20 protein-coding genes are annotated in these 22,889 nt (G+C 63.7%); 8 read left to right on the forward strand and 12 right to left on the reverse strand.

Annotated features, from left to right (window positions below; translation table 11 throughout):
• Positions 1-315: 315 nt before the first annotated feature.
• The 7 genes from pdxY to hemW form a co-directional block, all read right to left on the reverse strand.
• Entirely contained in the window at positions 316-1,164 is an 849-nt protein-coding gene (gene pdxY / locus HMPREF2806_RS12420; RefSeq protein ID WP_070517876.1) for a pyridoxal kinase PdxY, read from the reverse strand.
• Between the two features lie 115 nt (positions 1,165-1,279).
• Complete coding sequence (ybeY, locus tag HMPREF2806_RS12425) at positions 1,280-1,855, reverse strand: rRNA maturation RNase YbeY (RefSeq protein ID WP_046649037.1); 576 nt, start codon at positions 1,853-1,855, stop codon at positions 1,280-1,282.
• Entirely contained in the window at positions 1,852-2,817 is a 966-nt protein-coding gene (locus tag HMPREF2806_RS12430) for a PhoH family protein (RefSeq protein WP_046649036.1), read from the reverse strand. Before HMPREF2806_RS12430 ends, ybeY begins: the two co-directional genes overlap by 4 nt.
• A 10-nt stretch (positions 2,818-2,827) precedes the next feature.
• Positions 2,828-3,568: a 16S rRNA (uracil(1498)-N(3))-methyltransferase gene (locus HMPREF2806_RS12435; protein ID WP_070517877.1), complete on the reverse strand. Its 741-nt coding sequence runs from the start codon at positions 3,566-3,568 to the stop codon at positions 2,828-2,830.
• Positions 3,568-4,710, reverse strand: coding sequence for a molecular chaperone DnaJ (dnaJ, locus tag HMPREF2806_RS12440; RefSeq protein WP_070517878.1), 1,143 nt, complete (start codon positions 4,708-4,710; stop codon positions 3,568-3,570). Before dnaJ ends, HMPREF2806_RS12435 begins: the two co-directional genes overlap by 1 nt.
• 54 nt (positions 4,711-4,764) lie before the next feature.
• The gene (gene hrcA / locus HMPREF2806_RS12445) at positions 4,765-5,799 is read right to left on the reverse strand and encodes a heat-inducible transcriptional repressor HrcA (protein ID WP_070517879.1); all 1,035 of its coding nucleotides are present in this window, start codon (positions 5,797-5,799) and stop codon (positions 4,765-4,767) included.
• 291 nt (positions 5,800-6,090) lie between these two features.
• Positions 6,091-7,227, reverse strand: a complete 1,137-nt coding sequence (gene hemW / locus HMPREF2806_RS12450; RefSeq protein ID WP_070517880.1) for a radical SAM family heme chaperone HemW — start codon at positions 7,225-7,227, stop codon at positions 6,091-6,093.
• A gap of 140 nt (positions 7,228-7,367) precedes the next feature.
• Here hemW and HMPREF2806_RS12455 point away from each other — a divergent pair, with 140 nt between their 5' ends.
• Both HMPREF2806_RS12455 and HMPREF2806_RS12460 read left to right on the forward strand, forming a co-directional pair.
• The gene (locus HMPREF2806_RS12455) at positions 7,368-8,741 is read left to right on the forward strand and encodes a hemolysin family protein (RefSeq protein ID WP_070517881.1); all 1,374 of its coding nucleotides are present in this window, start codon (positions 7,368-7,370) and stop codon (positions 8,739-8,741) included.
• Complete coding sequence (locus HMPREF2806_RS12460; protein ID WP_070517882.1) at positions 8,741-9,808, forward strand: CNNM domain-containing protein; 1,068 nt, start codon at positions 8,741-8,743, stop codon at positions 9,806-9,808. The genes HMPREF2806_RS12455 and HMPREF2806_RS12460 overlap by 1 nt, the downstream gene beginning before the upstream one ends.
• 156 nt (positions 9,809-9,964) lie before the next feature.
• Here the strand turns inward: HMPREF2806_RS12460 and HMPREF2806_RS12465 are convergent, their stop codons facing one another.
• Together HMPREF2806_RS12465 and HMPREF2806_RS12470 are read right to left on the reverse strand one after the other, a co-directional pair.
• A complete protein-coding gene (locus HMPREF2806_RS12465) occupies positions 9,965-10,645 on the reverse strand; it encodes a hypothetical protein (RefSeq protein ID WP_070513599.1) in 681 nt (226 codons plus the stop codon).
• Positions 10,646-10,770: 125 nt separating this feature from the next.
• Positions 10,771-12,612 (reverse strand): AMP-dependent synthetase/ligase, encoded by a 1,842-nt coding sequence (locus HMPREF2806_RS12470; protein ID WP_070517883.1) that lies wholly within the window; start codon positions 12,610-12,612, stop codon positions 10,771-10,773.
• Between the two features lie 93 nt (positions 12,613-12,705).
• Here HMPREF2806_RS12470 and malQ point away from each other — a divergent pair, with 93 nt between their 5' ends.
• Entirely contained in the window at positions 12,706-14,805 is a 2,100-nt protein-coding gene (malQ, locus tag HMPREF2806_RS12475; protein WP_232745478.1) for a 4-alpha-glucanotransferase, read from the forward strand.
• Positions 14,806-14,817: 12 nt separating this feature from the next.
• Here the strand turns inward: malQ and HMPREF2806_RS13675 are convergent, their stop codons facing one another.
• Positions 14,818-14,973: a hypothetical protein gene (locus tag HMPREF2806_RS13675; protein ID WP_168162657.1), complete on the reverse strand. Its 156-nt coding sequence runs from the start codon at positions 14,971-14,973 to the stop codon at positions 14,818-14,820.
• Between the two features lie 174 nt (positions 14,974-15,147).
• Between HMPREF2806_RS13675 and HMPREF2806_RS12480 the strand changes: the two genes are divergently transcribed.
• The gene (locus tag HMPREF2806_RS12480) at positions 15,148-16,419 is read left to right on the forward strand and encodes a carboxylesterase family protein (RefSeq protein ID WP_070517885.1); all 1,272 of its coding nucleotides are present in this window, start codon (positions 15,148-15,150) and stop codon (positions 16,417-16,419) included.
• Here HMPREF2806_RS12480 and idi read toward each other — a convergent pair.
• The gene (gene idi / locus HMPREF2806_RS12485; RefSeq protein WP_070517886.1) at positions 16,416-16,940 is read right to left on the reverse strand and encodes an isopentenyl-diphosphate Delta-isomerase; all 525 of its coding nucleotides are present in this window, start codon (positions 16,938-16,940) and stop codon (positions 16,416-16,418) included. The two genes, HMPREF2806_RS12480 and idi, sit on opposite strands and share 4 nt — an antisense overlap.
• On the reverse strand, positions 16,937-17,473 hold the full coding sequence (locus HMPREF2806_RS12490; RefSeq protein WP_046649026.1) for a hypothetical protein: 537 nt from the start codon (positions 17,471-17,473) through the stop codon (positions 16,937-16,939). Before HMPREF2806_RS12490 ends, idi begins: the two co-directional genes overlap by 4 nt.
• Positions 17,474-17,563: 90 nt before the next feature.
• On the opposite strand from HMPREF2806_RS12490, the gene HMPREF2806_RS12495 reads away from it, so the two are divergent.
• From HMPREF2806_RS12495 to HMPREF2806_RS12510, 4 genes are read left to right on the forward strand one after another with little or no spacing between them, the layout of a single operon-like run.
• Positions 17,564-19,396, forward strand: coding sequence for an ABC transporter ATP-binding protein (locus HMPREF2806_RS12495; protein WP_070517887.1), 1,833 nt, complete (start codon positions 17,564-17,566; stop codon positions 19,394-19,396).
• A 10-nt stretch (positions 19,397-19,406) separates the two neighbouring features.
• Positions 19,407-20,504 carry a MalY/PatB family protein gene (locus HMPREF2806_RS12500; RefSeq protein ID WP_046649024.1) on the forward strand — a complete coding sequence of 366 codons (1,098 nt, stop codon included), beginning with the start codon at positions 19,407-19,409 and terminating at the stop codon, positions 20,502-20,504.
• A gap of 38 nt (positions 20,505-20,542) precedes the next feature.
• The gene (brnQ, locus tag HMPREF2806_RS12505) at positions 20,543-21,883 is read left to right on the forward strand and encodes a branched-chain amino acid transport system II carrier protein (protein ID WP_070517888.1); all 1,341 of its coding nucleotides are present in this window, start codon (positions 20,543-20,545) and stop codon (positions 21,881-21,883) included.
• A gap of 3 nt (positions 21,884-21,886) precedes the next feature.
• Entirely contained in the window at positions 21,887-22,867 is a 981-nt protein-coding gene (locus tag HMPREF2806_RS12510) for an LLM class flavin-dependent oxidoreductase (protein ID WP_070513624.1), read from the forward strand.
• Positions 22,868-22,889 lie beyond the last annotated feature (22 nt).

A 22,889-nucleotide genomic window follows, 5' to 3' on the forward strand; every position in this document is an offset into this window, starting at 1 on the left:
CCGCCGCATGTCGACTGCGAAAAAGCTTGCGCCACATGGCATCTTGCAAACGGCATCTTCCGAAAGGCGTCTTTGGTAGCAAAAACGCCATCTGGACGCAGCAAAAGGCGTTTTCAGGAGTGAAAACGCCTTCTGACAGATGCCTTCTGCGGGATGCCATTTGTCGGACGCCTTTTGCGGGCCAAGGATCAGACTGGCGCGCGAGACCAAGCAAGACCAAGGCAAGACCAAGGCTCAGGCTGATGCGCGAGGCCAAGAAAACCAGGCAGAGCCCAAGGCCACGAAGGCGCGCGGGCAGCGAAAGAGGCGTGAAAGCTAGAGCTCCGTGACCTGGAACTGCAGCTGCGGGTGAGCGAAGACGTCCTGCGACTCGATGAGCAGCAGCTCCTGGGAATCTGCCTCGTAGGTGTTCTGCAGCAAGTCGAAGACGGAAGACGCGGTGCGCTTGAGCGCTTCCTTCGCATCATGCGTCTCCACGTAGTGGCCGGTGAAAAGCGAGGCCGTGACATCGCCCGAACCATTGCGCTTGAACGGCAACTTGGGGGTGGTCACCAGGAAGGCGCGCTCGCCATCAACGGCGAGCATCTCAATCTCGTCGTCACCGGTTTCTGGGCGCTGCACCGAGGTCACCAGCACAGTCTTCGGTCCGATCTCCTGAGCGCGCTTCACCGCGGCGAGGGTCTGCTCCAAGGTGCCCACCTCGGAGTCCGTCAAGTAGCCCAGCTCGAACTGATTCGGGGTGATGATGTCCGCGACCGGAACGACCTTATCGCGCAGCAGCGGCGGGATTTCGTCGGAGACGAAGCAGCCGGACTTGGCGTTGCCCATGACCGGGTCGCAGGCATAGAGGGCACGCGGGTTGACCGCCTTGATGCGGTTCACGGCATCCACGATGGCGCCGGCGATGTCCGGGCCGCCCTGGTAGCCAGACAGGATCGCATCGATACGCGGGAAGGCGCCGCGCTTTTCGATGCCATCCACAATCGCCGTGACCTCTTCCGCCGGGATCATCGGCCCGCCCCAATCGCCATAACCGGTGTGGTTGGAGAAGTTCACCGTGTGAATCGGCCACACCTCATGGCCAGCGCGCTGAAGTGGAAAGACTGCTGCGGAGTTGCCCACGTGGCCGAAGGTGACGTGGGACTGAATGGAGAGGATGTTCATAATCCCCTATTGTGCTACGCCCCACGCAGCACCTCAACGATTGGCCTCATTTAAGCAAAGAAACTGTTTTAGCGTGGCCGTGTCAGGAGTGGCGCTAAACCCTTGCCGAGTCGCTTTAGATTCCGCCGCCGGGGACTTCCTTGTCCAGCTCGGCGCGCTCGGCGGCATCCGGGAAGGCCTTCGGGCCCGAAGGCTTGGGCTGGTAGCTCACGCCGCGTGCTGCCAAGTCCTCGTACCAGTCCGCCAGCAGCTCGTTCTGCAGGCCGAACATTTCCTTTTCCTCCGCCGCAGTCGTGTGGTCATAGCCCAGCAGGTGCAGGCAACCATGCACGGTCAGCAGGGCCAGCTCATGGCCCAGCGAGTGGCCGGCGGCCGTGGCCTGGCGCTGAGCGAACTCCGGGCAAAGCACAATATCGCCCAGCATGGCGGGGCCGGCCTCCACCGCGTCGGGGCGGCCAGCGGTAGCACCCGGGGTGAGCTCATCCATGGGGAAGCTCATCACGTCGGTCGGGCCCTCCAGGTCCATCCAGCGCACGTGCAGCTCCGCGATGGTATCCAGATCCACCGCGGTAATCGTGCACTCGGCATCCGGGTTAACGTCGAGGCGGCCGAGGGCGTAGGAGCAGACGTCGATCAGCATCTCCTCGTTGACGCCGTCATAACCGGACTCGTTAATAAACTCGATGCTCATTTCTTCTCCTCCTGCTCAGCAAAGTTATCGTAGGCCTCGACAATGCGCCCGACCAGCTGGTGGCGCACCACATCAGCAGAGCCCAGCTCCGCGAAGTGGATATCCGGCACGCCCTTGAGAATGCGGCGCACCAGGCGCAGACCGGAGACCTGGCCACCGGGCAAGTCCACCTGGGAAATATCGCCGGTTACCACGATGGTGGAGCCAAAGCCCAAACGAGTCAGGAACATCTTCATCTGCGCCGGGGTGGTGTTTTGGGCCTCGTCGAGGATGACGAAGGCATCGTTGAGCGTGCGGCCACGCATATAGGCCAGGGGTGCGACCTCAATGATCCCGGCCTCCATGAGCTTTGGAATCATCTCCGGATCGATCATGTCCCGCAAAGCGTCGTACAGCGGGCGCAGGTAAGGGTCGATCTTGTCGTTGAGGGTGCCGGGCAGAAAGCCCAGCTTCTCCCCCGCTTCCACGGCCGGGCGGGTCAAGATAATGCGGCTGACCTGCTTGGCGCGCAGGGCCTGCACCGCTTTCGCCACCGCCAGGTAGGTCTTACCGGTACCGGCCGGACCGATACCGAAGACAATCGTGTTCTCATCGATGGCCTGCACATAGCGCGACTGCCCAAGAGTCTTCGGCCGCACAGCCTTACCGCGGCGCGAGACAATATCGGCCGCGAGCGTCTCAGACACGGAAGCGGGAGCATCCACCGTGACGAGGTCCAGGGTGTGCTTCACGGTATCGGTGCTCACCGGATGCCCACGGCGGGCAATCGCCTCGAGCTCCTCTAAGACCTTGCGTGCGCGGGCCACCTCATAATCCGGGCCGGCGGCGGTGACTGTGGTGCCGCGAGCGAAAAGGTCCACGCCCACGAGGTTGCCCAAAACGCGCAGGTTATCGTCCGCCGGACCGAGCACCGTGGCGAGGTAGGCGGAATCGAGATCAAACTTGGTGGTGATAATAGGCACGCCCAAAAGGCTACCAGCGCGCGGTCAGGGTGCCGATGCTGGCCAACGCCACCATGCTTGCCGACGCCGTCCGCAACACCTCCGGCCCCAACTTGATCGCCGTCGCACCGGCGTCCTGCAAGCGAGCGAGTTCCTCCGCGCCGATGCCGCCCTCCGGGCCCACCAGCAGGTAGATGGTCTCGGCGGAGTCGAGGTCAGCAAGGTCCTTGAGCCGGGCCTCGGCGTCCTCGTGGAGGACCAGCGCGCGAGCACCGGAGATTTCCTGGCACAGCTGGCGGGTGGTCAGCGGGCCGCGCACGGCGGGCACGCGCGCGCGGCGCGATTGCTTAGCAGCCGCCACGGCCGCGGATTCCCACTTGGCTAGCGCCTTCGGGGCCTTCTTGGCATCCCACTTGGACACGCAGCGGTCTGCCTGCCAGGCGATGATCTCATCCGCTCCGGCCTGGGTGGCCAGGTCGACGGCGAGCTCGGAGCGCTCCGACTTCGGGATGGCCTGGACCACGATGACGCGCGGGGAGGGTTCGGGGATGATCGCGAGGTCGTCGACAAGCGCGGCCAGCGTGTCCTTGCCCTGCGTATCGGTGATGGTCGCGGTGGCGCGGCGCCCGGACCCATCGATCAGGACTAGATGCTCCCCTGGTCCCATGCGCTTGACGGTGACCGCGTGGCGGCCCTCCGCGCCGTCGAGGCCCACGGGCTGGCCGACCTCAGCAAGGGACAGGTCCGGGTGGAGGAAAACAGGCAGAGACATTAGCGGCGGAACTTATCGCGGAAGCGGCTAAAGAGGGACTCGCCGTGGTCATCGTCGGCGCGGTGCACCTCGGTGCCGCCGTGGCCGGCAGCCCGGACCTTTTCGAGGTCCTCGCGGGTCTTCTTATCCAGGTCGGTCGGGACGACGACGTCGACGTGGGCAAAGAGGTTGCCATAACCATCGGTGCGCAGGCGCGGCATGCCCTTGCCCTGCACGGTGATGGACTCGCCCGGCTGGGTGCCCGGAGCGATATCGATGGTGAGCTCCTCGCCGTCAAGCTGCTCGACGGTGCAGGAAGCACCGAGGGCGGCATCCACCATGGGCACGCGCACGGTCAGGTGCAGGTCATCGGCGTTGCGCTCGAAGACGGGGTGCGGCTGGGTATGCACCTCAACGTACAGGTCGCCAGCGGGGCCGCCGCCGTGACCGACCTCGCCCTGGGACGCCATGCGGATGCGCATGCCATCGCCAATGCCGGCAGGAATGTTCACCGTAATATCGCGGCGCTTGCGCACGCGGCCATCGCCGCCGCAGTGGCCACAAGGATCGGTGACCACTTCGCCGAAGCCGTAGCACTTCGGGCAATCGCGGGTGGTCATCATGTTGCCCAGCATGCTGCGCTGGACCTCCTGAACCTGGCCCATGCCGCCGCAGTGATCACAGGTCACCGGCTTGGACTTGGACTCGGAACCGGTTCCCTCACAGCGGTCACAGACCACAGCGGTATCGACCTTAACCTGCTGCTTAACGCCGCTATAGGCCTCCTCGAGGGTAATGGTGGTGCGCAGGAGCGCATCATCGCCCGGCTGCACGCGGGAACGCGGACCGCGGGAGGCAGCTCCCCCGCCGAAGAACTCGGCGAAGATATCCCCGAGGCCGCCGCCACCGAAACCACCAAAGCCGCCGCCCTGGGCTGCGCGCTCCTCCATGGGGTCACCACCCATGTCCACAACCCGGCGCTTCTGCGGATCCAGCAGAACCTCCTGCGCAAGGGAAGCCTCGCGGAACTTCTCCGCGGCCTCGTCATCGCCCGGGTTCACGTCCGGGTGGTACTTGCGCGCCAGCTTGCGGTAGGCCTTCTTAATCTCGGCGTCGGACGCCGACTTTTCTACACCAAGAATGCCGTAGTAGTCACGAGCCACGTACTGTCATCCTTCTATATCTCGTTGATGCTAAATCTAATCCGACGGGCCAGCTTACTCGCCCGCCAGAATTTCACTCACATAGCGTGCAACGGCAGAGACCTTGGAGATTGTTCCCGAGTAGTCCATATACGTCGGCCCCACCACACCGAGCCCGCCGAGTGCTGCGGCCTCCGAGCCGGTGCCGAATCCATAGCGCGTGGCCACGACGGAGGTTTGGCGCAGCTCATCGGCCTCGTTTTCTTCGCCGATGGAGACCGAAACATTGCCCAGGTCCGGCACGCGCGCCAGCAATTTCAGCACCACGACCTGCTCTTCTAGGGCCTCGATGATCGACGGCAGGCCCTCCGGTAGGGCCACGCGGGTGAGGTTGGAGGTTCCCGCCATGATCAGGCGATCGGAGGGCTGCTCCACGAGGGTCTCAATCAGCGTGGTGGCTGCTTTGAGGAGGTGGGGGCGGATGTCGACTGGGGAGTCGTCGACAAGCGCGGCCAGCTCCGCCGAAGCATCGGTGAGAGTCTTGCCCTCCAGGGCGGTGTTGAGGATATCGCGCAGGCGGTGGGTCTGCTCGGGGTCGATCACGTCATCGAGCTCCACATTGCGCTGATCGACGCGCCCATTGTCCGTAATCAACACCAAGAGCAGGCGCACCGGTGACAATGCGACAACCTCGCAATGCTTCACGCGGGAGACCTTGAGGTTAGGCATCTGTACGACGGCCGCTTGCTTAGTTACCTGGGCCAACAGCTGGACAGAGCGGCGCAGCACGTCTTCCAAATCCACGCCGCCCTCGAGGAAGGAGAGCATGGCGCGGCGCTCGGGTGTGGACAGCGGTTTGACGTCGTGGAGCGTATCGACGAACTGGCGGTAACCCTTCTGCGTGGGCACGCGCCCGGAGCTGGCGTGTTCTTGGGCGATGAGCCCTTCGGCTTCGAGCACGGCCATGTCATTGCGAATCGTCGCCGAGGACACGCCCAGCTGGTAGCGCTCGAGCAAGGCCTTGGAGCCGACGGGCGATTGCGAGGCGATGTAGTCCGCGACGATGGCGCGCAGGACTTCTTGGCGGCGGGCATCGGTGGAGCTGGACATGTCTTTAAGGCTATCCGTTCTGGCGGTCAGGGGTGGAAAAGCTGTGGAAATCAACGACTACGGGCAGGTAGTTCACCGCCGCTTCCAAGTGGTTCTACTCAAATGGTTCGGGTCATACGGTTTACCTGTGCCCAAACGAACCTTCTTGCAGCCCAAGGAAGGTTTGTTTGCCCCCCAAACAAACCTTCTGACTGGAGCCTTTTCACTGGAACCATCTACGAGGGTCGAAGCCAGCCGCTAGTGGGCCAGCTGATGCGGACTTGGAGGCCGGCCCGCAGGTGGGGCAAGCCGCTAACGAGCGGTGTCTTCAGCCACAAGGAGGTCGGTGATGATCCCGTCCGCGAGCAGGCGGCCCGCCTTGGTCACGCGGAGGCGGCCGTCACAAAGCTCGAGCAGGCCGCGCTCAATAAAGCGCGCGGCCACGGGCTCGGCGGCCGGCGCGAGCCAGGACGCAGGGATGCCCTGACGCAGGCGCAGGCCCAGCATGATGCGCTCGGTGTGGCGGTCAGCGGCGCTGAGCTGCTCGCGATCCTTGATGGGCAGCTCCCCCTCGCCCACGGCCTTGATGTAAGTCCGCGGGTTCTTCACGTTGTAGAAGCGCTCGTTGCCCAGGTGCGAATGCGCGCCCGGGCCCGCGCCCCACCAATTGCCGTCCACCCAGTAGATGCGGTTGTGCTGGCACTCCCCGCCCGGCTTGGCCCAGTTGGACACCTCGTACCACTCGAAACCTTCGGCTTCGAGCGTGGAGGAGATCATCTCATAGCGTCGGGCCAGCACGTCCTCATCCGGTGCTGGCAGCAGGCCCTTCGATACCTTGCGGGCCATACGCGTGCCATCCTCCACGATGAGCGAATACGCGCTGATGTGATCCACCCCGGTCTCCAGGGCACGCTCCAGCGTCAGGGCCACATCCGCATCTTCTTCTGTCGGCGTGCCATAAATCATGTCCAAGTTGACGTGCTCGAAGCCCGCATCGATGGCTTCGCGCGCCGCATCGAAGGCCCGGCCCGGCGTGTGGGCTCGCTCCAACACGGCGAGCACCCCCGGGGAGGCGGATTGCATGCCCAGGGAAAGGCGGGTGAAGCCGGCGTCGAGAAGCCCAGCGAAGTACTCCGGCGAGGTGGATTCCGGGTTGGATTCCGTGGTGACCTCCGCGTCCGGGGCGAGGCCGAAGGTGTCGCGAACCTTCGACAAGACACGGCCCAGGCCGTCGGCGCCCAGCAGGCTCGGCGTGCCACCGCCAATAAAAACCGTCTCGGCCTCGCGCCCCACCTGGGCCGCCGCCATCTCCAGTTCCTTCTCCAGAGCAGCCAGATAATCGCTGGTCAGGTCCCCTCCCAGCTCACCCGGGGTATAGGTGTTGAAGTCGCAGTAACCGCAGCGGGAGGCGCAGAAAGGAACGTGAATGTAGAGACCAAAGGGATCCATGGGAACAAAGTATCCGACAGCGCCGTTAAAGCGGTAGTCTATAGTGCAGATTTGCAACCCCGATAGTGAAGAAAGGCCTCTTTTAAGTGGAACCTCCGAGTCGATGTCCCCGCCGCCTCCTTAAGGCGGTGGGGTAAGCCGTGTTATCTGCCATCCTGATGATTATGGCGGGTTTCGCCGTCATCGCTCTCATTATCGTGGCCAACGCCTACTTCGTGGCGCAGGAATTCGCCTTCATGTCGGTGGACCGCACACAGCTGCGGCAGCAAGCAGCGGCGGGGGATGCCGCGGCACAACGTGCCCTGAAAATTACACAGAGAACCTCCTTCATGCTCTCCGGCGCGCAGCTGGGTATCACGATTACCGGCCTGCTCATCGGTTATGTGGCCGAGCCCCTCGTGGGCCAAGGCCTGGGCCAGCTGCTGGGCGGCGTGGGCGTGCCCACGGGTGTATCCGTCGCGGTAGGCACCGTGGCGGCGCTTGCTATTTCGACGGTTCTCACCATGCTCTTCGCCGAGCTCTTCCCGAAGAACTACACCATCGCAGCCCCCATGAAGTCAGCGCTGTGGCTGTCCGCATCGACGATGTGGTACCTCAAGATTTTTGGCTGGCTCATCCACTTCTTCGAGTATTCCTCCAATGCCCTGCTCAAGTTATTCGGCATCGAGCCGGTGGAGGATGTCGATTCTTCTGCCACCACCGATGACTTGGAGTCCATCGTCGATGCCTCCCACGAGGCCGGCGACTTGGATGAGGACACCTACCTGGTGCTCGACCGCCTCCTCGACTTCCCCGAACACGACGTGGGACACGCCATGATTCCGCGCTCGCGCGTGGATGTCATCGAGCCCGAAACCACCATCGGCGAGGTGCGCGAGATGATGTCGGAGAACCACACCCGCTACCCCATCATCGACGATGAACACAATCCCATCGGCGTGGTGCACCTCTACGACGTGCTGGGCACCGAGCTGCCCGCGGCCACCCCGGCCCGCGAAATCATGAAGGCCCCCGTGGTGGTGCCGGAGCTCATGCCGCTTCCCGACGTCGTCACGGAGCTTCGCGACGCCGACGAGAAACTCGCCTGCGTCATCGACGAATACGGCGGCTTCGTCGGCATCGTGACCATGGAGGACTTGGCCGAGGAAATCCTCGGCGATGTCACCGACGAGCACGACCTCGAAGAAACCGAGGAAATCACTGAGCAGGACGAGACGCACTGGATCGTCGACGGTGACACGCCCATCGACGAGGTGGAGCGCGCCATCGGCCACGACCTGCCAGAGGGCGATTTCGAAACCGTCGCCGGCCTGCTCATCGCTCATTCCGGCACGCTGCCGGAGGAAGGCGAAGAGCTTTCCATCGAGCTTGAGGCCGAGCCGGAAGACTGGGTCGATGGCGACGAAGCCCCCATCCGCACGCTCAACGTGCGCGTCGAGGAAATCGACCGCCACGTCCCCTCCGTCCTATCACTCGAGCTGGTGGAGGAATTCCCGGAAGGAGACGATGACTAATGACTGATACCTGGTGGTTCAACCTCCTTATCACTGTTCTCATCATCGCTGCTTCCGCGTTCTTCGTGGTCATCGAGTTCTCCCTCATGGGCGCGCGCCGCAACCGTTTGGAGGAGACCGCGGAATCCTCGGCAGCTTCGCGCGCGGGCCTGCGCTCGCTCAACGAGCTGACCATCATGCTGGCCGGCGCCCAGCTGGGTATTACCGCCGCGACCTTCGTCCTGGGTGCCGTGACCAAGCCGTGGGTCCATCACCTGTTGATGACGCCACTGGAGGCCCTCGGCTTGCCGCTGGGCGTTGCTGACGTCGTCTCCTTCCTGCTGGCCCTTTTCGTCGTGACCTTCCTGCACCTGGTCATCGGTGAAATGGCGCCGAAGTCCTGGGCCATTGCTCACCCGGAGACCGCCCTCCAGCTCATCGCGGTGCCCGCCCGCGGCTTCATCTGGCTCTTCCGTCCGCTGCTGATCTGGATCAACAAGATGGCCAACAAGCTGGTGACGATGGCCGGCGAGGAGCCCGTCGACCGCGCTGGTGCGGCCGGATATGACGCGGAGACCCTGCGCCACCTGGTCGAGCACTCGCGCCTGACGGGCACGCTTGACGACGACTCCGCCAACCAGATCACCGGCGTCATCGAGCTGGAAGCCTCCACCGCGGCCCAGTTGGCGCGCGAGCATGGCTCGGAAATCCTGCCGCTGTCCTCCGATGCCACCGTGGCTGAGCTCCACGAGCTCGTGGTGCGCAAGTCCATCATGCGCGTGCTGGTTTACCCGCGTACTTCGCGCATCCCGCGCATCGTCCACGTGCGCGATACCCTGCTGGCGGACCCGGACACCCCGGTGCTAGATTTCTCGCGCCCCGCACTGGCGGTGGGCTCCTCCTCCACCGTGCAGAAGACGCTGGACCAGATGCGCGCCCGCAATGAGCAGCTCGTCGTCGTGGGCAAGCCCACCAAGGACAAGACGGTGTGGATCCTCACCTGGGATGACATCATGGGCCAGCTGTGGCCGCAGATTACGGAGCAGCTGGACCAGGCCGTGCCGGCGTCGAAGAACCCGGGGGCCTAGCACGTACGCGCTAGGCGTGGCGCACAGCCAGGCCTGGCACGGAAGCTTGGCCAGTACCCAGAGAGACGAAAAGCGCCACCGAGAGAGGGAATCTCGGTGGCGCTTTTCTTAGGTAATCCTTGTGTGTTGGCAACAAGGAAGTCTGTGATGCGGCGACTAGGCAGTCGTGGCGGCCTTCTTCTGACGCTTGGCGCGCACGCGGGCAACAACGGCGTCGATACGCGCGCGCTCCTCCAGGAAGGGCGGCGGGTTATGCCCGCGCATGGTGCGCACGAAGGCGGGGTGTGCCTCAACGACGGTGTGGCGCCAGGCCTGCACTGCAATGAGCGCGGACTCGCCGGCGCGCTTGTACAGGTTCGGCAGGGAGACCACATCGAGGTTGCGGGCCACGGCGTCGGTTTGCGCCAGCACGTACTCAACCAGCTCGCGCAGGTAGGCGGCCACCGCGGCGGTGCGGCCGCGCAGGGTTTCTGCCAGCTCCGAAACCACAACGGGCGGGCCGGAGATGGGCAGGCCCTCAGCGAGCGCGCGGGCGGTAAGCTGCTTCGGTTCCTCAACGTCGTTGTCGCCGGAGGAGGCAGCCGAGATGGTGCCGGACTTCAGCCCGGAGACCAGCGCGTGGCGCAGGCCGATGAGTTCGCCGACACAACGCCCGGAATCCACGCGGGCGTCCTCGACGATGTCCCCCAGCTCAGCCAAGCAGTCGAGGGAGAGTTCATCATCCCAGTCCTCGATGGCCTCGATGAGGTGCTCAATGTAGTCAACGACTTCGTCGCCGATGTTATAGATTTCTTGGGTCAGCTCACGGTGGCGCAGCTCGGCTGCGATTTTGTGCATAGGCTGCCCTTTCCGCGAGAACCTCTAGTTGAGGTTTAGAGTTTTTCTGACCCCGCTGACTCTATTAGAGATTCTCCCGTGGGTCTGCGCGACACTCCGAAGGAATTCACAGACTCCATCCAGCCTTATTTCTTGCCGGCGTAGAGGCGCTCAATGTCCGCTGCGTAGCGCTGCGCCACGACATAGCGCTTCACCTTCATCGTGGGGGTGAGTTCGTTGCTTTCCTCGGTGAGGTCCTGGTCGAGGATGACGAACTTCTTAATGCCCTCGGCGTGGGAGACCGTAGCGTTGACCTGGTTGATGGCGTCCTGAATATCCGCGCGCAGTGCCGGATCAGCAGCTACCTCACGCATGCCCTTGGTCGCGGAAATGTTGTGATCGGCTTTCCAGCGCTTGAGCGCGTCCTCATCGAGGGTGAGCAAGACGCCGATGAAGGGTTTGCCGTCGCCGACCACCATGGCCTGGGAAATCAGCGGGTGGGAGCGCAGGATATCTTCCATCGGCCCCGGCGAGACGTTCTTGCCGCCGGCGGTGACGATGAGGTCCTTCTTGCGGCCGGTGATAACGAGCTTGCCGTCCTCATCGATTTCACCCAGGTCGCCGGTGTTGTACCAGCCGTCCTGCAGGGAGTTCTCGGTGGCTTCCTCGTTCTGCCAGTAGCCCTTGAAGACGATATCTCCCTTGATCATGATTTCGCCGTCGTCGTTAATGCGCAGCGTCGTTCCACCCAGCGGCGGGCCGACGGTACCGATGGACTGGTCCACGAAGTCCACGGCGGCAGCCGCTGCGGTCTCCGTCAGGCCATAGCCCTCGTAGATGGTCACGCCGATGCCGCGGTACCAGTGCAGCAAGTCCTGCGAGATGGCCGAACCACCGGAGATGCAGTACTTGACCTCGCCGCCCATCGCCTGGCGGATGGCGGAATAGACCAGCTTGTCAAAGGCCTTGTGCTTGGCCTTGAGGACTCGGTTAGGCCCCTCCGGAGTATCCAGCGCCTTGGAGTATTCGATGGCGACCTTTTCAGCTTGGTCGAAGATTGCACCCTTGAATGCGGAGGAGGCGTGGGCCTTCGCGGAGGCTCCGTTGCGTACCTTCTCAAACACGCGCGGCACGCCGAGGATCAGGTTCGGGCGGGAGCGCGCGAATTCGATGGTGATGGTGCCAAAATCGGACCAGTGGTTCTGGGAGGCACCGCCGATGGTGACCGCCAGCGACACTGCACGGCTAAAGACGTGTGCCAAGGGCAGGAAGGTCAAAACGTGCGCACCCGGCACAGCGATGGCACCGATGGGGTTGGTCAGCAGGCCGCGGGCTTCTGCCAGCCAATTGCGGTGGGTCAGCATGCAGCCCTTGGGGCGCCCGGTGGTGCCAGAGGTGTACACCAGCGAGGCGACGTCATCGGTGTTCGTGGCTTCGATGCGCTGGTCGACGGCATCGTCGCTGACATCGCGGCCCTCGAACTTCAGCGTATCGATGGCCGAAGAGTTGATCTCTAGGACGCGGCGCAGCTGGGAGGGCGAGCCGTGCAGCTGCGGGGTGCCATCCTCCTGCAGCTTCAGGTGCTTGACCAGCTCGGAGTGCTCGCGGGTTTCCGTGATGGCGAGGATGGCGCCGGAGTCCTCGATAATCCACTGGACCTGTGACATCGATGAAGACGGGTACACCGGAACGGAGATAGCACCGGCCGCCCAGATGGCGTAGTCCAGCAGGGACCATTCATAGCGGGTGGTGGAAATAAGAGCCACGCGGTCTCCCTGCTCCACGCCGAAAGCGATGAGGCCCTTGGCCACCGCGTAGACTTCCTCCACAAATTCCTTGGCGGTGACGTTGACCCACTCGTAGTTCGCGGGGCGGGTAAACAGCACGCCATGTGGGCGGGCGTGTGCCGTAGCCATCATGGCGGTAAGGCAGGTCTCCCCGTCTTTGATCTCGAACTCCGCTTTCGTATGCGCTTCATTCAAAGTCACAGTTGTGTCCTTTCCCACAAAAATTAAATTCCAGCCCACTCTACCAACCGGATTTCTCCCGCGCGCAGGGAGGGCGTGGCACAATTGGGGGATGTGACTACCCGTGATCTGCTTCAAGAACTTGCCCAACGCCACGGCGTGGCCTGCGAGTACACCGCCCAGAACGGACAGCCCGTGTACGTCAGCGAGGAAACAATTACCTATACGCTGCGCGCACTCGGCGTCTCTATCTCCGACCGTCCGGACGATGGGGAGCTAACCCAAGCCCTGTTCGAGGATTATCTCGAGCGCGCCTCCCGCCCGCTGCCGCCGTGCGTGGTGGCCCGCGAAGGTGCCGAAAAGTCTTTCGTCGTCCACGTCCACGACGGCGACCCCGTCACCGTCACCATCGAGCTGGAAAACGGCGAGACGCGGCCGACTTACCAGGATCCGAACGACGCCCCGGCTGCCGACGTCGCCGGCACCATGTGGGGCGAGGCCGGCTTCCACGTTCCCGGGGACCTGCCCTTAGGTTTTCACAAGCTGCACTTGTCCTCGCCGGGTATCGGCGAGCACGAATGCCCGCTCATCGTCGTGCCGAACCATCTGAGCACAGCAGATCGCTTCCTCGAGCGCCCCGCCGCGGGCGCGATGGCGCAGTTGTATTCGGTGCGCTCCGAGAAGTCCTGGGGCATGGGCGATTTCGGAGATCTAGCCGAGCTCGCGGAGGTACTGGCGCCGGATTATGACTTCCTCCTTATCAACCCGCTGCACGCGGGCGAGCCAATCCCGCCTGTGGAGGATTCGCCTTACCTGCCCACCACGCGGCGTTTCATCAACCCGATTTACATCCGCATCGAGGATATTCCGGAGCTGCAACAGCTCAGCCCGGAGCTTCAGGAGGACGTCGCCGAGCTCGCCGCCGAGTTCCGCGAGCGCAACCGGTCTGCCGAAGAGATCGACCGTGATTCCATCTTCGAGGCCAAGCTGCAGGTGCTGCAGGAGCTCTTCAACCAGGGGATGACCCCGGAGCGCCGCACCGCCTTCAGCGAGTACCAGCGCCGCGAGGGCCGCGGCCTGCGCAACTTCGCTTTGTGGTGCGCAGAAACCGAGCTGGATCGCCACAGTGGTCGCCGCCACGCGCTGAGCCTCGACATCAACGACTTAGCCGAGTTCTATTCCTGGCTGCAGTTCCTCTGCGATGAGCAGCTGGATGCCGCCCAGCGCCGCGCGCTCGACGCCGGCATGAGCATCGGGCTTATCACCGATATGGCCGTGGGCATCCACCCCGCGGGTGCCGATGCTGTCAACCTCTCCGAGTACTTGGCTCCCCAGTGCTCGGTGGGTGCTCCGCCGGATGACTATAACCAGCAGGGCCAGGACTGGTCGCAGCCGCCGTGGCACCCGGTCCGGCTGGCAGAAGCCGGCTACGAGCCGTGGCGCGATTTGCTGCGCACGATGCTGGGCAACGCCGGCGGTCTGCGCGTCGACCACGTGCTGGGCCTGTTCCGTCTGTACTGGATCCCGCGCCAGTCCACCCCGCTCAACGGCACCTACGTGACCTATGACTGGGAAGCGATGCTCGGCATCCTCGCGCTCGAGGCCGAACGCGCCGGCGCGGTCCTCGTCGGCGAGGACCTGGGCACCCTGGAACCCTGGGTCCAGAACGCCCTGCAGGATATGGGAGTACTCGGCACCACGATCATCTGGTTTGAGCACGCCAACGAAGGCCCCACCCCGCGCCCGCAGGATCAATACCGCCACATGGCGATGTCCTCAGTGGGCACGCACGATCTGCCGCCAACGCTCGCCTTCCTGCGCGGCGACCACATCGCACTGCGCGCCCGCCTGGGTCTGTTGACCCGCCCGGTGGCGGAAGAAGAGGCTGAGGACCGCGCGTGGCAGGAAGAGGTCAAGGATAATCTGCATGCCTATGGCATGTTGGAGAACCGCAAGAACGAAGAGGACGTGTTGGTTGCCCTGCACCGTTACATCGCAGGAACCCCCTCGGCGCTGACGGTCACCAATGTGGTGGATATGGTCGGTGACGTGCGCGCACAGAACCAGCCGGGCACGACGAAGGACCAGTACCCCAACTGGTGCATCCCGCTGTGCAATACCGCCGGCGAGCCCGTCCTCTTGGAGGATCTACCGAAGCAGGAGCTCTACCAGCGCCTCGCCCAAGCCGCCAAGAGGCCAGGGGCCGAGCGCTAAAGCGTCGTCCCTTTAAAGGACGACGCCCACCACCGCCACCACGACGATGAGCGCGATCATCAGCCACAGGGTCACGCTCACTCGGGATTTAGGCAGTGCCCGCTTGCGGTGGACATGTTCGGAGCGCTCGGGGTCCCACAGGCCTTCGCGGTGATCATCGGGAGTCATGGTTCTTCATCCTAGTCACGGGCACAAGCCACGAATACACCCGGTCGATTGCCCACATCAGGAGCCACCCCATGACGGTTGCGGCCGGCACCGCCGTGACGGCGAGCACCGCCATTTGCACCCACACTGGCGCCTGCACGAGCCATTCCATGCCCTCAGGGTAGCCTGTTGTGCATGAGCCGTGCACCTTTCACCGTCACCTGCCCCGCGGGCACCATCACCGGCTACCTCGATGAGGACGTGGCCCATTTCCATTCCATCGAGTACTCCCACATCCCCGGGGATTTTGAGAACCCCGAACCCGCACCGCCACGTGACCAGGATGCGCGCACCCCTCACCCGGAGAAGATCGCGCTGACCATCACCGCCCCCGCGCCCGGCAACCGCGCGACGTCCCTGGCGCCGACGTTGGTCTATATCCACGGCGGCCGCTACGAGCACGGCTCCCACGAGGATCCCCGCGCGGAGGGCACGCCGACCGCGCAGGCGGGCATCGTCCACGTGCAACTCGGTTATCGTGTGGGTCTGCCGGGGCTTGCCCGTTTTCGTGATGACGAGCCCGACCGCTACCGCGCCATCGAGGACCTGCAGTTGGGCTTGGAATGGATCCAGAACAACATCGAGGCATTCGGCGGCGATCCCACCAACGTCACCATCTTGGGCCAGTCCGCCGGCGCCAACGCCGTACTGTGGCTGTGCCGGCGCGACCACTACCGAGGGGCGTTTCGGCGAGCGCTAGCTCTGTCCCCGGGCTTTCCGCGCGAAACCTTCGAGGAGCGCAGCGCCACTCTGCGCCAGGTGATGAAGAAGCCCATCACGCGTTCCTCCCTGGCGGCGATGAGCCAGGAGGAGCTCGCCGCCGGCTACGCCAAGTTCCGCAAGAAGTACAGCCTCGATATGGCGCTGGGCCCCACCCCGCTGGAGTGTGGGCAGCTTGCCGACGTCCCCCTCATCCTCGCCAGCACCCGCGACGAGTTCTACAACATCCCAGCCACGCAGAAGGTCGACCGCTCCCCTTTCCGTGCCCTCATCCTGCGCTATGCGGCGCCGCGCTTCGGCTTTCCCCGCAACGGTTTCACACCCTGGTATCAGGTGGCGCAGCACATGGACAAGGACCGCCCGATGGGCCGAATGGTGGGCGATTCCATCATCCGCCGGTGGGCGGCCGAAGTGGCGGAGAAGGCTCCGGGGAAGACCTGGATGGTGGAATTTACCCGATCCTCGGGCCCGGCCCTGCACTGCGAGGAGCTGCGTCCGCTCTTCGGCAGGACGCCGCTGGCCCAGTGGCTGCAGGACTTTGTGCGCACAGGCGAGCCCGGATTCGAGGCCTACCGCCCGGAGCACGCTATCTGGGAGTACAACCTGGATAACGACGAGCATCGCGTGGCGTATTCCAGCTTGGATTATATTTCGGCGGCCTTTGCCCAGGACGGCAGCTTGCTCTAGGCCAGAAGGGCCGCGCGCAGCGGCTCGTGGGTCAGCTCCTCCACCATCCACGGGCTAAAGGCAAAAGGTGTGGCGTCGACGGCAGCGAGCACATCGCGCACCGGCGCCCACGCGAAGGAGTCAACCTCCTCCGGGTTGGGCGTCGGATCATCTTCGGTCTCGAAGAGGTAGACCGGACAGATTTCATTCTCCACCACGCCGGAGGAATCCTCGGCACGGTAGGCAAAGTCCGGCAGCACCAAGCGCGGCGTGCCGGTCAGGCCAAGCTCGAAGCGGCCGCGGCGCACGACGGCGTCGCCAGTCGGCTCATCCGGGCCCGGGTGCCCACAGAAGGAATTGGTCCACACGCCGGGCCAGGTCAGCTTGGACAGGGCGCGGCGGGTCAGCAGCAGCTGGCCATCGCGTACCACCCACGCGGAAAAGGCAAAATGCAGCGGGGTATCTGCGGTGTGTACGGCGGCCTTGTCAGCGGTGCCGGCGGGCTTGCCCTCCGGCGAGGCTAGAACGACGAGTTCCGTCATAGATTGAGGTCTCCTACATAGCGCACGTTGCCGATGCTAAAGCGCGCGTTCCAGAGGTTGCCTGGGGCAACGTTATAGACATATTGAAGGTTGGTGGACGCACCGGCGCCCAGAGGGTGATCCAGGCCCGGCGCGGCTAGGTCCACGTTGACCTCCGGGTCATAAGGGACAGGATCCACGGTGGCCCAGCCGCCATTGCCGTCGGCGCGCTCGAGGGTGGGTTCCGCGAGGGCGTCGGCAGGCAGGGGCACCTCGTTGAGGTTATGAATCTTCACCGTCAGCACCGTTCCACCGCCGCCGGAGTACAGCCCCTGGAGCTCGAACTCCACGTTGAGGCCCTCATCTTTAACGGGTGCCGCCAGGTTGGAGGTGACCTCATGAGCGTCTACGTCCTTGGCCTCAAAGGTCGGCGGCTCCGAGCTAGACACCACGATGTTGTCCTGCGGGCCCACGTCCGGCGGCTGGAGGATGCTGCAGCCTGACAAGGCAGCCAGGCACAGCGGGGCGCACGCTAGGGGGAGGTATTTCTTCACCGCGGATCCTTTTCCATCACGACTTCGGTTTCTCCCCTACCTTAGTCGACAGGTTGGATATTCCTATTAAGGGCGTAACATCGGCCGGCGATGAACTCTATTCTCCGCATCGTCCGCAGCGCATCCGCCCTGTGGCCGTTTTATCTTGGCGTCCTTATCACCGCGTCAGTCACCGCGATTCTGTCACTGCTGACCCCGTTTATCCTCCGCGAGGCCACCGACACCGTCGTCGCGGGCGGCCCGCTGCGCACCATCCTGTGGTGGGTCGTGGCGCTCTTTGTGGCGGATGCGCTGGGCAACGTGGTGAAGAATATCGGCGGCTATATCGGCGATGTCATGGTCGCACGCCTGCGCCAGATTCTTTCGACGCGCTACTTTGCCAAGCTGCTCTCTGTGCCGCAGGGTTATTACGACAACCAGGTCACCGGCACCATCATCGCGCGCTTGGACCGCTCGATTGCGAATATCACGCAGTTCCTGCAGTCCTTCTCCAATAACTTCTTCGTCATGCTCATCCAGGCGGCAGCGGTGCTGGTCATCACCGCGGTGTACTACTGGCCGCTGGCCATCCTGCTGGCAGCGCTCTTCCCTATCTATATGTGGCTCACCGCGCTGACCTCGGAGCGCTGGCAGGAGTTTGAGGCCATCAAGAACGAAAACATCGACGTGGCCAACGGGCGCTTCGCGGAGGTCATCGGCCAGGTGAAGGTGACTAAGTCCTTCGTCGCTGAGGCCCGCGAGTTGGCCTCCTTCGGTTCGCGCTACCGCGCGGTGGTGGATACCACGAAACCGCAGTCGCGCTGGTGGCATTCCATGGATACCGCTCGCGGCGCGGCCATGGCGCTGATCTTCTTAGGCATCTATGGCCTGATCTTCTGGCGCACCTTGGAGGGCCATTTCTCCATCGGTGACATGGTCATGCTCCTGCAGCTGGTAAACATGGCTAAGCAGCCGGTGTTCATGATGAGCTGGATCGTGGATGTCAGCCAGCGCGCCATCGCCGGCTCCAAGGACTACTTCAAGGTCATGGAGGAAGTCCCGGAGCCCACGGTCAACCCGCAGCTGGTCGCCGCCGCTGAAACCTCCGACGTACCGGAGCTGGACCTCACCCCGGCCGAGCCGCTGCGCCCGACCGAAGGCCCCGTCTTTGCCTTCGAGGACGTGTCCTTCTCCTATGAATCGGATAAGCCGGTCGTCGCCGATATCACCTTCGCCGCCCAGGAGGGCCACAAGGTCGCGCTCGTTGGCGAGTCCGGCGGCGGCAAGTCCACCCTGGTCAACCTCCTGTTGGGTCTCTACCAGCCCACGGAGGGAAAACTGACGGTACTGGGCCACGACGCCGCGGAACTTACTGCGGAGCGCCTGCGCGCCTCGGTCGGCGTGGTCTTCCAGGAGTCCTATCTCTTCTCCGGCACCATTCGGGAAAACATCGCTTATGGCAAGCCGGGGGCGACGATGGAGGAGATCGTGGACGTCGCCAAGCGCGCCAACGCACACGGCTTCATCGAAGAATTCCCCGATGGCTACGACACCGTCATCGGCGAGCGCGGCCTTAAGCTCTCCGGCGGGCAGAAGCAGCGCGTGGCCGTGGCGCGCGCCATGCTGAAAGACACCCCCATCCTCGTCCTCGACGAGGCCACCTCGGCGCTGGACACCAAGGCCGAGCGCGCCGTGCAGGCGGGTCTGGACGAGCTAATGAAGGACCGCACCACGCTCATCATCGCGCACCGCCTGTCCACCATCGCGGACGTGGACACCATCATCACCCTGGACCGCGGCCGCATCTCCGAGATCGGCTCGCCGGCGGAGCTAGCCCAGTCCGGCGGAATCTACGCTGAACTGCTGCGCCTGACCCAATCCGCCTCCGCCGCCGACCGGCAGCGATTGAAAAAATACGGATTCGTCCAAGCCACCGACGAGTAAGGTGGGACGCATGCGTTTCCCTAGCCTGAAAGAACTCTCCGCCCGCGGCACCCGCAAGTGGACCGTCTATGACGAAGACGTCATCCCGCTGTGGATCGCCGAATCAGACTTCCTCACCGCGCCGGCGGTCAAGGAGGCCATCCAGGAGGCGGTCGACGCCGAATCCTTCGGCTACACCCCAGCGCCCAAGGCCTCCGAGCTCAACGCGGCAATAGCAAATTTCTACGAATCGCGCTACGGCTGGCGCCCAGAACACGTCTTCTGGATCGGGGATGTGGTGCGCGGCTTGTTGCTCGGCGTGCAGTACTTTACTGAGGGCGCGGTGGCCGTGCCGGTTCCCTCCTACCCGCCGCTGCTGGAGCTGCCGGAGACCGCCGGGCGCGAGAAGATTGAAACCTCGCTGGAGCTCGATGATATCGAGCGCGCCTTCCAGGCCGGCGCCGGCTCCATCCTGCTCTCCCACCCCTATAACCCGCTGGGCATTGTCTTTGATGAGGACTGGCTGCGAGGGCTGGTGGAGCTGGCGGAGAAGTACGATGCCCGCATCCTCTCCGATGAGATCCACGCCCCGCTGGTCTACGAAGGCCGCCACATCCCGCTCGGCGCTTTGTCCGACCGCGTTATTACCGTCACCGCCACGTCCAAAGCATGGAATACCGCAGGGCTAAAGTGCGCGCAGGTGATCTTCTCCAACACCGCGGACGTCGAGCGCTGGAACTCGCTGACCGGCGTAGCCAAGGACGGCACCGGCACGCTCGGCATCTTGGCGGCAGAGGCCGCCTACCGCCACGGCAGCGAGTTCCTTGACGAGGAAATCGAGTATCTGAAGAAGACCCGCGACTGGCTGGTGGAGGAGCTGCCCAAGCGCGTGCCTGGCCTCAAGACTTCCCACCCGCAGGCTACTTACCTTCTGTGGTTGGACTTTAGCGAGACCGCCATTGGGGATGACCCGAAGCCCGCGGCCTGGGTGCGCGAGCACGCCAAGGTAGCCCTCAACGAGGGTGTCACCTTCGGTACGGGCGGCGAGCATCATGCCCGTCTTAATTTCGCAACCTCACGTGAGCTGCTGGAAGAGGCACTCGACCGGCTGGAGAAAGCATTTAGCTAAAATTTACATCTCATGTCATGGGCATTATCCTTAGAAAAATGTCCATAAATGACGTTCAGGCCCCCGCCCAGTCCGCTTCAAAGACGAGCTCGCCCATCGGCATCGTGATCGTTGCCTCCCTCATGCTCTTCTCCATGTTCTTCGGAGCGGGCAACCTCATCTTCCCGCCAGAGGTCGGTGTCTCCTCCGGCACCAACTTCTGGCCGGCCACCTTGGGCTTCCTCGCCGCCGGCGTGGCACTGCCGGTCTTAGCGGTGATCGCGGTGGCCATTTCCGGTCAATCCGTGCGAGACATCGGAAACCACGGCGGCAAGATCTTCGGCGTGACCTTCTCCGTCATCGCCTACCTGGCCATCGGTGCCTTCTACGCCCTGCCGCGCACCGGCGCGGTCTCCATGGAGACTGCGATTACCCCGCTGCTCGGGTGGGAGGGCACCTTTGCCAACGGTGCCTTCAACGTCGTCTTCTTCCTCATCGCTTTGGCCCTGGCCTGGCGCCCGAATGACATCATCGACACCCTAGGAAAGTTCCTGACCCCGGCACTGGTCATCCTGCTCGCCGTCCTCATCACCCTCGCTACCGTGGCGAATCCCCGCGTTCCCGGCACCCCGACTGAGGAGTACGCTTCCGCGCCCTTCGTCACGGGTCTCTTTGAGGGCTACAACACCATGGACGCCATCGCCGGCCTGGCTTTCTCCATCGTCATCGTGACCTCGCTGCGTTCCAAGGGCTTCTCCACCGACCGGGCGCTGCTGCGCGGAACCATCACTTCCACCGTCATCGCCGGCGCGCTGCTCGCCGCCATTTATCTGGGCCTGGCGTGGATCGGCCAAACTATGCCGAACGGTGCCTCCTACGATTCCGGCGCCGCCTTGCTTGCCGACGCCTCCAATCTCACCATGGGCAACGTCGGCCAGGCCGTCTTCTCCGCCATCGTCATCCTGGCGTGTATGACCACCGCCGTGGGCCTGATTTCCGCCACCTCGGAGTTCTTCGCCATGCTGGTACCGAAGACCACCTACCACTTCTGGGCTTGCTTGTTTACCGCACTGTCCATCGCCTTCGCCTTCCAGGGTCTGGACACGGTGCTTGCCATCGCGGTGCCCTTCATCGTGTTCTTGTACCCGCCGGCTATCTCGTTGATCGCGCTGACGCTTCTGCAGCCGGCGGTCAAGAAGTGGGTCACCTTCTACTGGGGATTCCGCTTGGCGCTGTGGGTTTCCGTGCTGTGGTCCGCCGCCACCTCCTTCGGTGTGCCGCTTGATTTCTCCCCTGGCCAAGACGTTGGTTTGGGCTGGGTGGTTCCCACGCTCCTCGCATTTGCCATCGGCGTTATCATCGACGTTGTATCTACATCCTCGTCGAAGAAAAGTGAGTAGTCCATGACGCCTCGCGCGGCTCTATCCATCCTCGATTTCTGCACCATTTATGAGGGGGAGACCCCTTCTCAGTCCATGGCTAGGTCGGTCGAACTAGCGCAACGCGCGGAGGCTTTGGGGTTTAAGCGCATGTGGTACACCGAGCACCACAACATGCCCTCCATTTCTTCCTCCTCCCCGGCGGTGCTCATCGCACACATCGGCGCGAAGACCGAGCGCATCCGCTTGGGCTCCGGCGGCGTCATGCTGCCGAACCACGCGCCCTATGTTATCGCTGAACAATTCGGAACCCTCGCCGAGCTCTACCCCGGCCGCATCGACTTAGGCTTGGGCCGCGCACCCGGCACCGATATGAAGACCTTGGGCCGCGCCCTGCGCCGCGATAGAAACGCCGCCGAGCGTTTCCCCGAGGACGTCAAGGAGTTGCAAGGCTACCTTTCCGGCAAATCTCTCGTCCCCGGTGTGCAGGCTATCCCCGGCCACGGCACGAACGTGCCGATTTACATCCTGGGCTCCTCGCTTTTCGGTGCCTCGCTGGCCGCCAAGTTCGGGCTGCCTTATGCCTTCGCCTCGCACTTCGCCCCGCAGCACTTGGAAGCCGCCACGGCGTATTACCGCGAGAATTACCAGCCTTCCGAAGCCCACCCCGAACCCTATGTCATCGCCGGCGTCAACGTCACCGCGGGGGATGACGCAGAAGAGGAATTCGAAAAGGTCTGCTTCCGCCGCGTGAAGGCCTTCGTCAGCCGCGGCAGGCAGCTCAGCGACGACGACGTCGCCCGCATCATCGACTCCCCTCAGGGCCAGCAAATCATCAGCATGCTGCAGTACTCCGCTGTCGGAAATGTAGAGCACGTGCGCGAGTATCTCACCGACTTCCAGAAGTTGGCTCAGGCGGACGAACTCATGATTTCCCTGCAATCCACAAGCCACAAGGCCGCGTTGGGTAACATGAGTAACCTGGCGCGCGCGTGGCAATTGTAGGCGTACGCGCATCGTTGCCCGT

Origin of the sequence: Corynebacterium sp. HMSC076G08, from assembly GCF_001811515.1 — a bacterium.
Classification (GTDB): Bacteria; Actinomycetota; Actinomycetes; order Mycobacteriales; family Mycobacteriaceae; genus Corynebacterium; species Corynebacterium hiratae.

Bases quoted from the DNA above. Each gene is read 5' to 3' on its own strand.
- pdxY (WP_070517876.1), bottom strand. From the start codon at position 1,164: ATGAACATCCTCTCCATTCAGTCCCACGTCACCTTCGGCCACGTGGGC.
- ybeY (WP_046649037.1), bottom strand. From the start codon at position 1,855: ATGAGCATCGAGTTTATTAACGAGTCCGGTTATGACGGCGTCAACGAG.
- HMPREF2806_RS12435 (WP_070517877.1), bottom strand. From the start codon at position 3,568: ATGTCTCTGCCTGTTTTCCTCCACCCGGACCTGTCCCTTGCTGAGGTC.
- hrcA (WP_070517879.1), bottom strand. From the start codon at position 5,799: ATGTCCAGCTCCACCGATGCCCGCCGCCAAGAAGTCCTGCGCGCCATC.
- hemW (WP_070517880.1), bottom strand. From the start codon at position 7,227: ATGGATCCCTTTGGTCTCTACATTCACGTTCCTTTCTGCGCCTCCCGC.
- HMPREF2806_RS12460 (WP_070517882.1), top strand. From the start codon at position 8,741: ATGACTGATACCTGGTGGTTCAACCTCCTTATCACTGTTCTCATCATC.
- HMPREF2806_RS12465 (WP_070513599.1), bottom strand. From the start codon at position 10,645: ATGCACAAAATCGCAGCCGAGCTGCGCCACCGTGAGCTGACCCAAGAA.
- HMPREF2806_RS13675 (WP_168162657.1), bottom strand. From the start codon at position 14,973: ATGACTCCCGATGATCACCGCGAAGGCCTGTGGGACCCCGAGCGCTCC.
- HMPREF2806_RS12480 (WP_070517885.1), top strand. From the start codon at position 15,148: ATGAGCCGTGCACCTTTCACCGTCACCTGCCCCGCGGGCACCATCACC.
- idi (WP_070517886.1), bottom strand. From the start codon at position 16,940: ATGACGGAACTCGTCGTTCTAGCCTCGCCGGAGGGCAAGCCCGCCGGC.
- HMPREF2806_RS12495 (WP_070517887.1), top strand. From the start codon at position 17,564: ATGAACTCTATTCTCCGCATCGTCCGCAGCGCATCCGCCCTGTGGCCG.
- HMPREF2806_RS12500 (WP_046649024.1), top strand. From the start codon at position 19,407: ATGCGTTTCCCTAGCCTGAAAGAACTCTCCGCCCGCGGCACCCGCAAG.
- brnQ (WP_070517888.1), top strand. From the start codon at position 20,543: ATGTCCATAAATGACGTTCAGGCCCCCGCCCAGTCCGCTTCAAAGACG.
- HMPREF2806_RS12510 (WP_070513624.1), top strand. From the start codon at position 21,887: ATGACGCCTCGCGCGGCTCTATCCATCCTCGATTTCTGCACCATTTAT.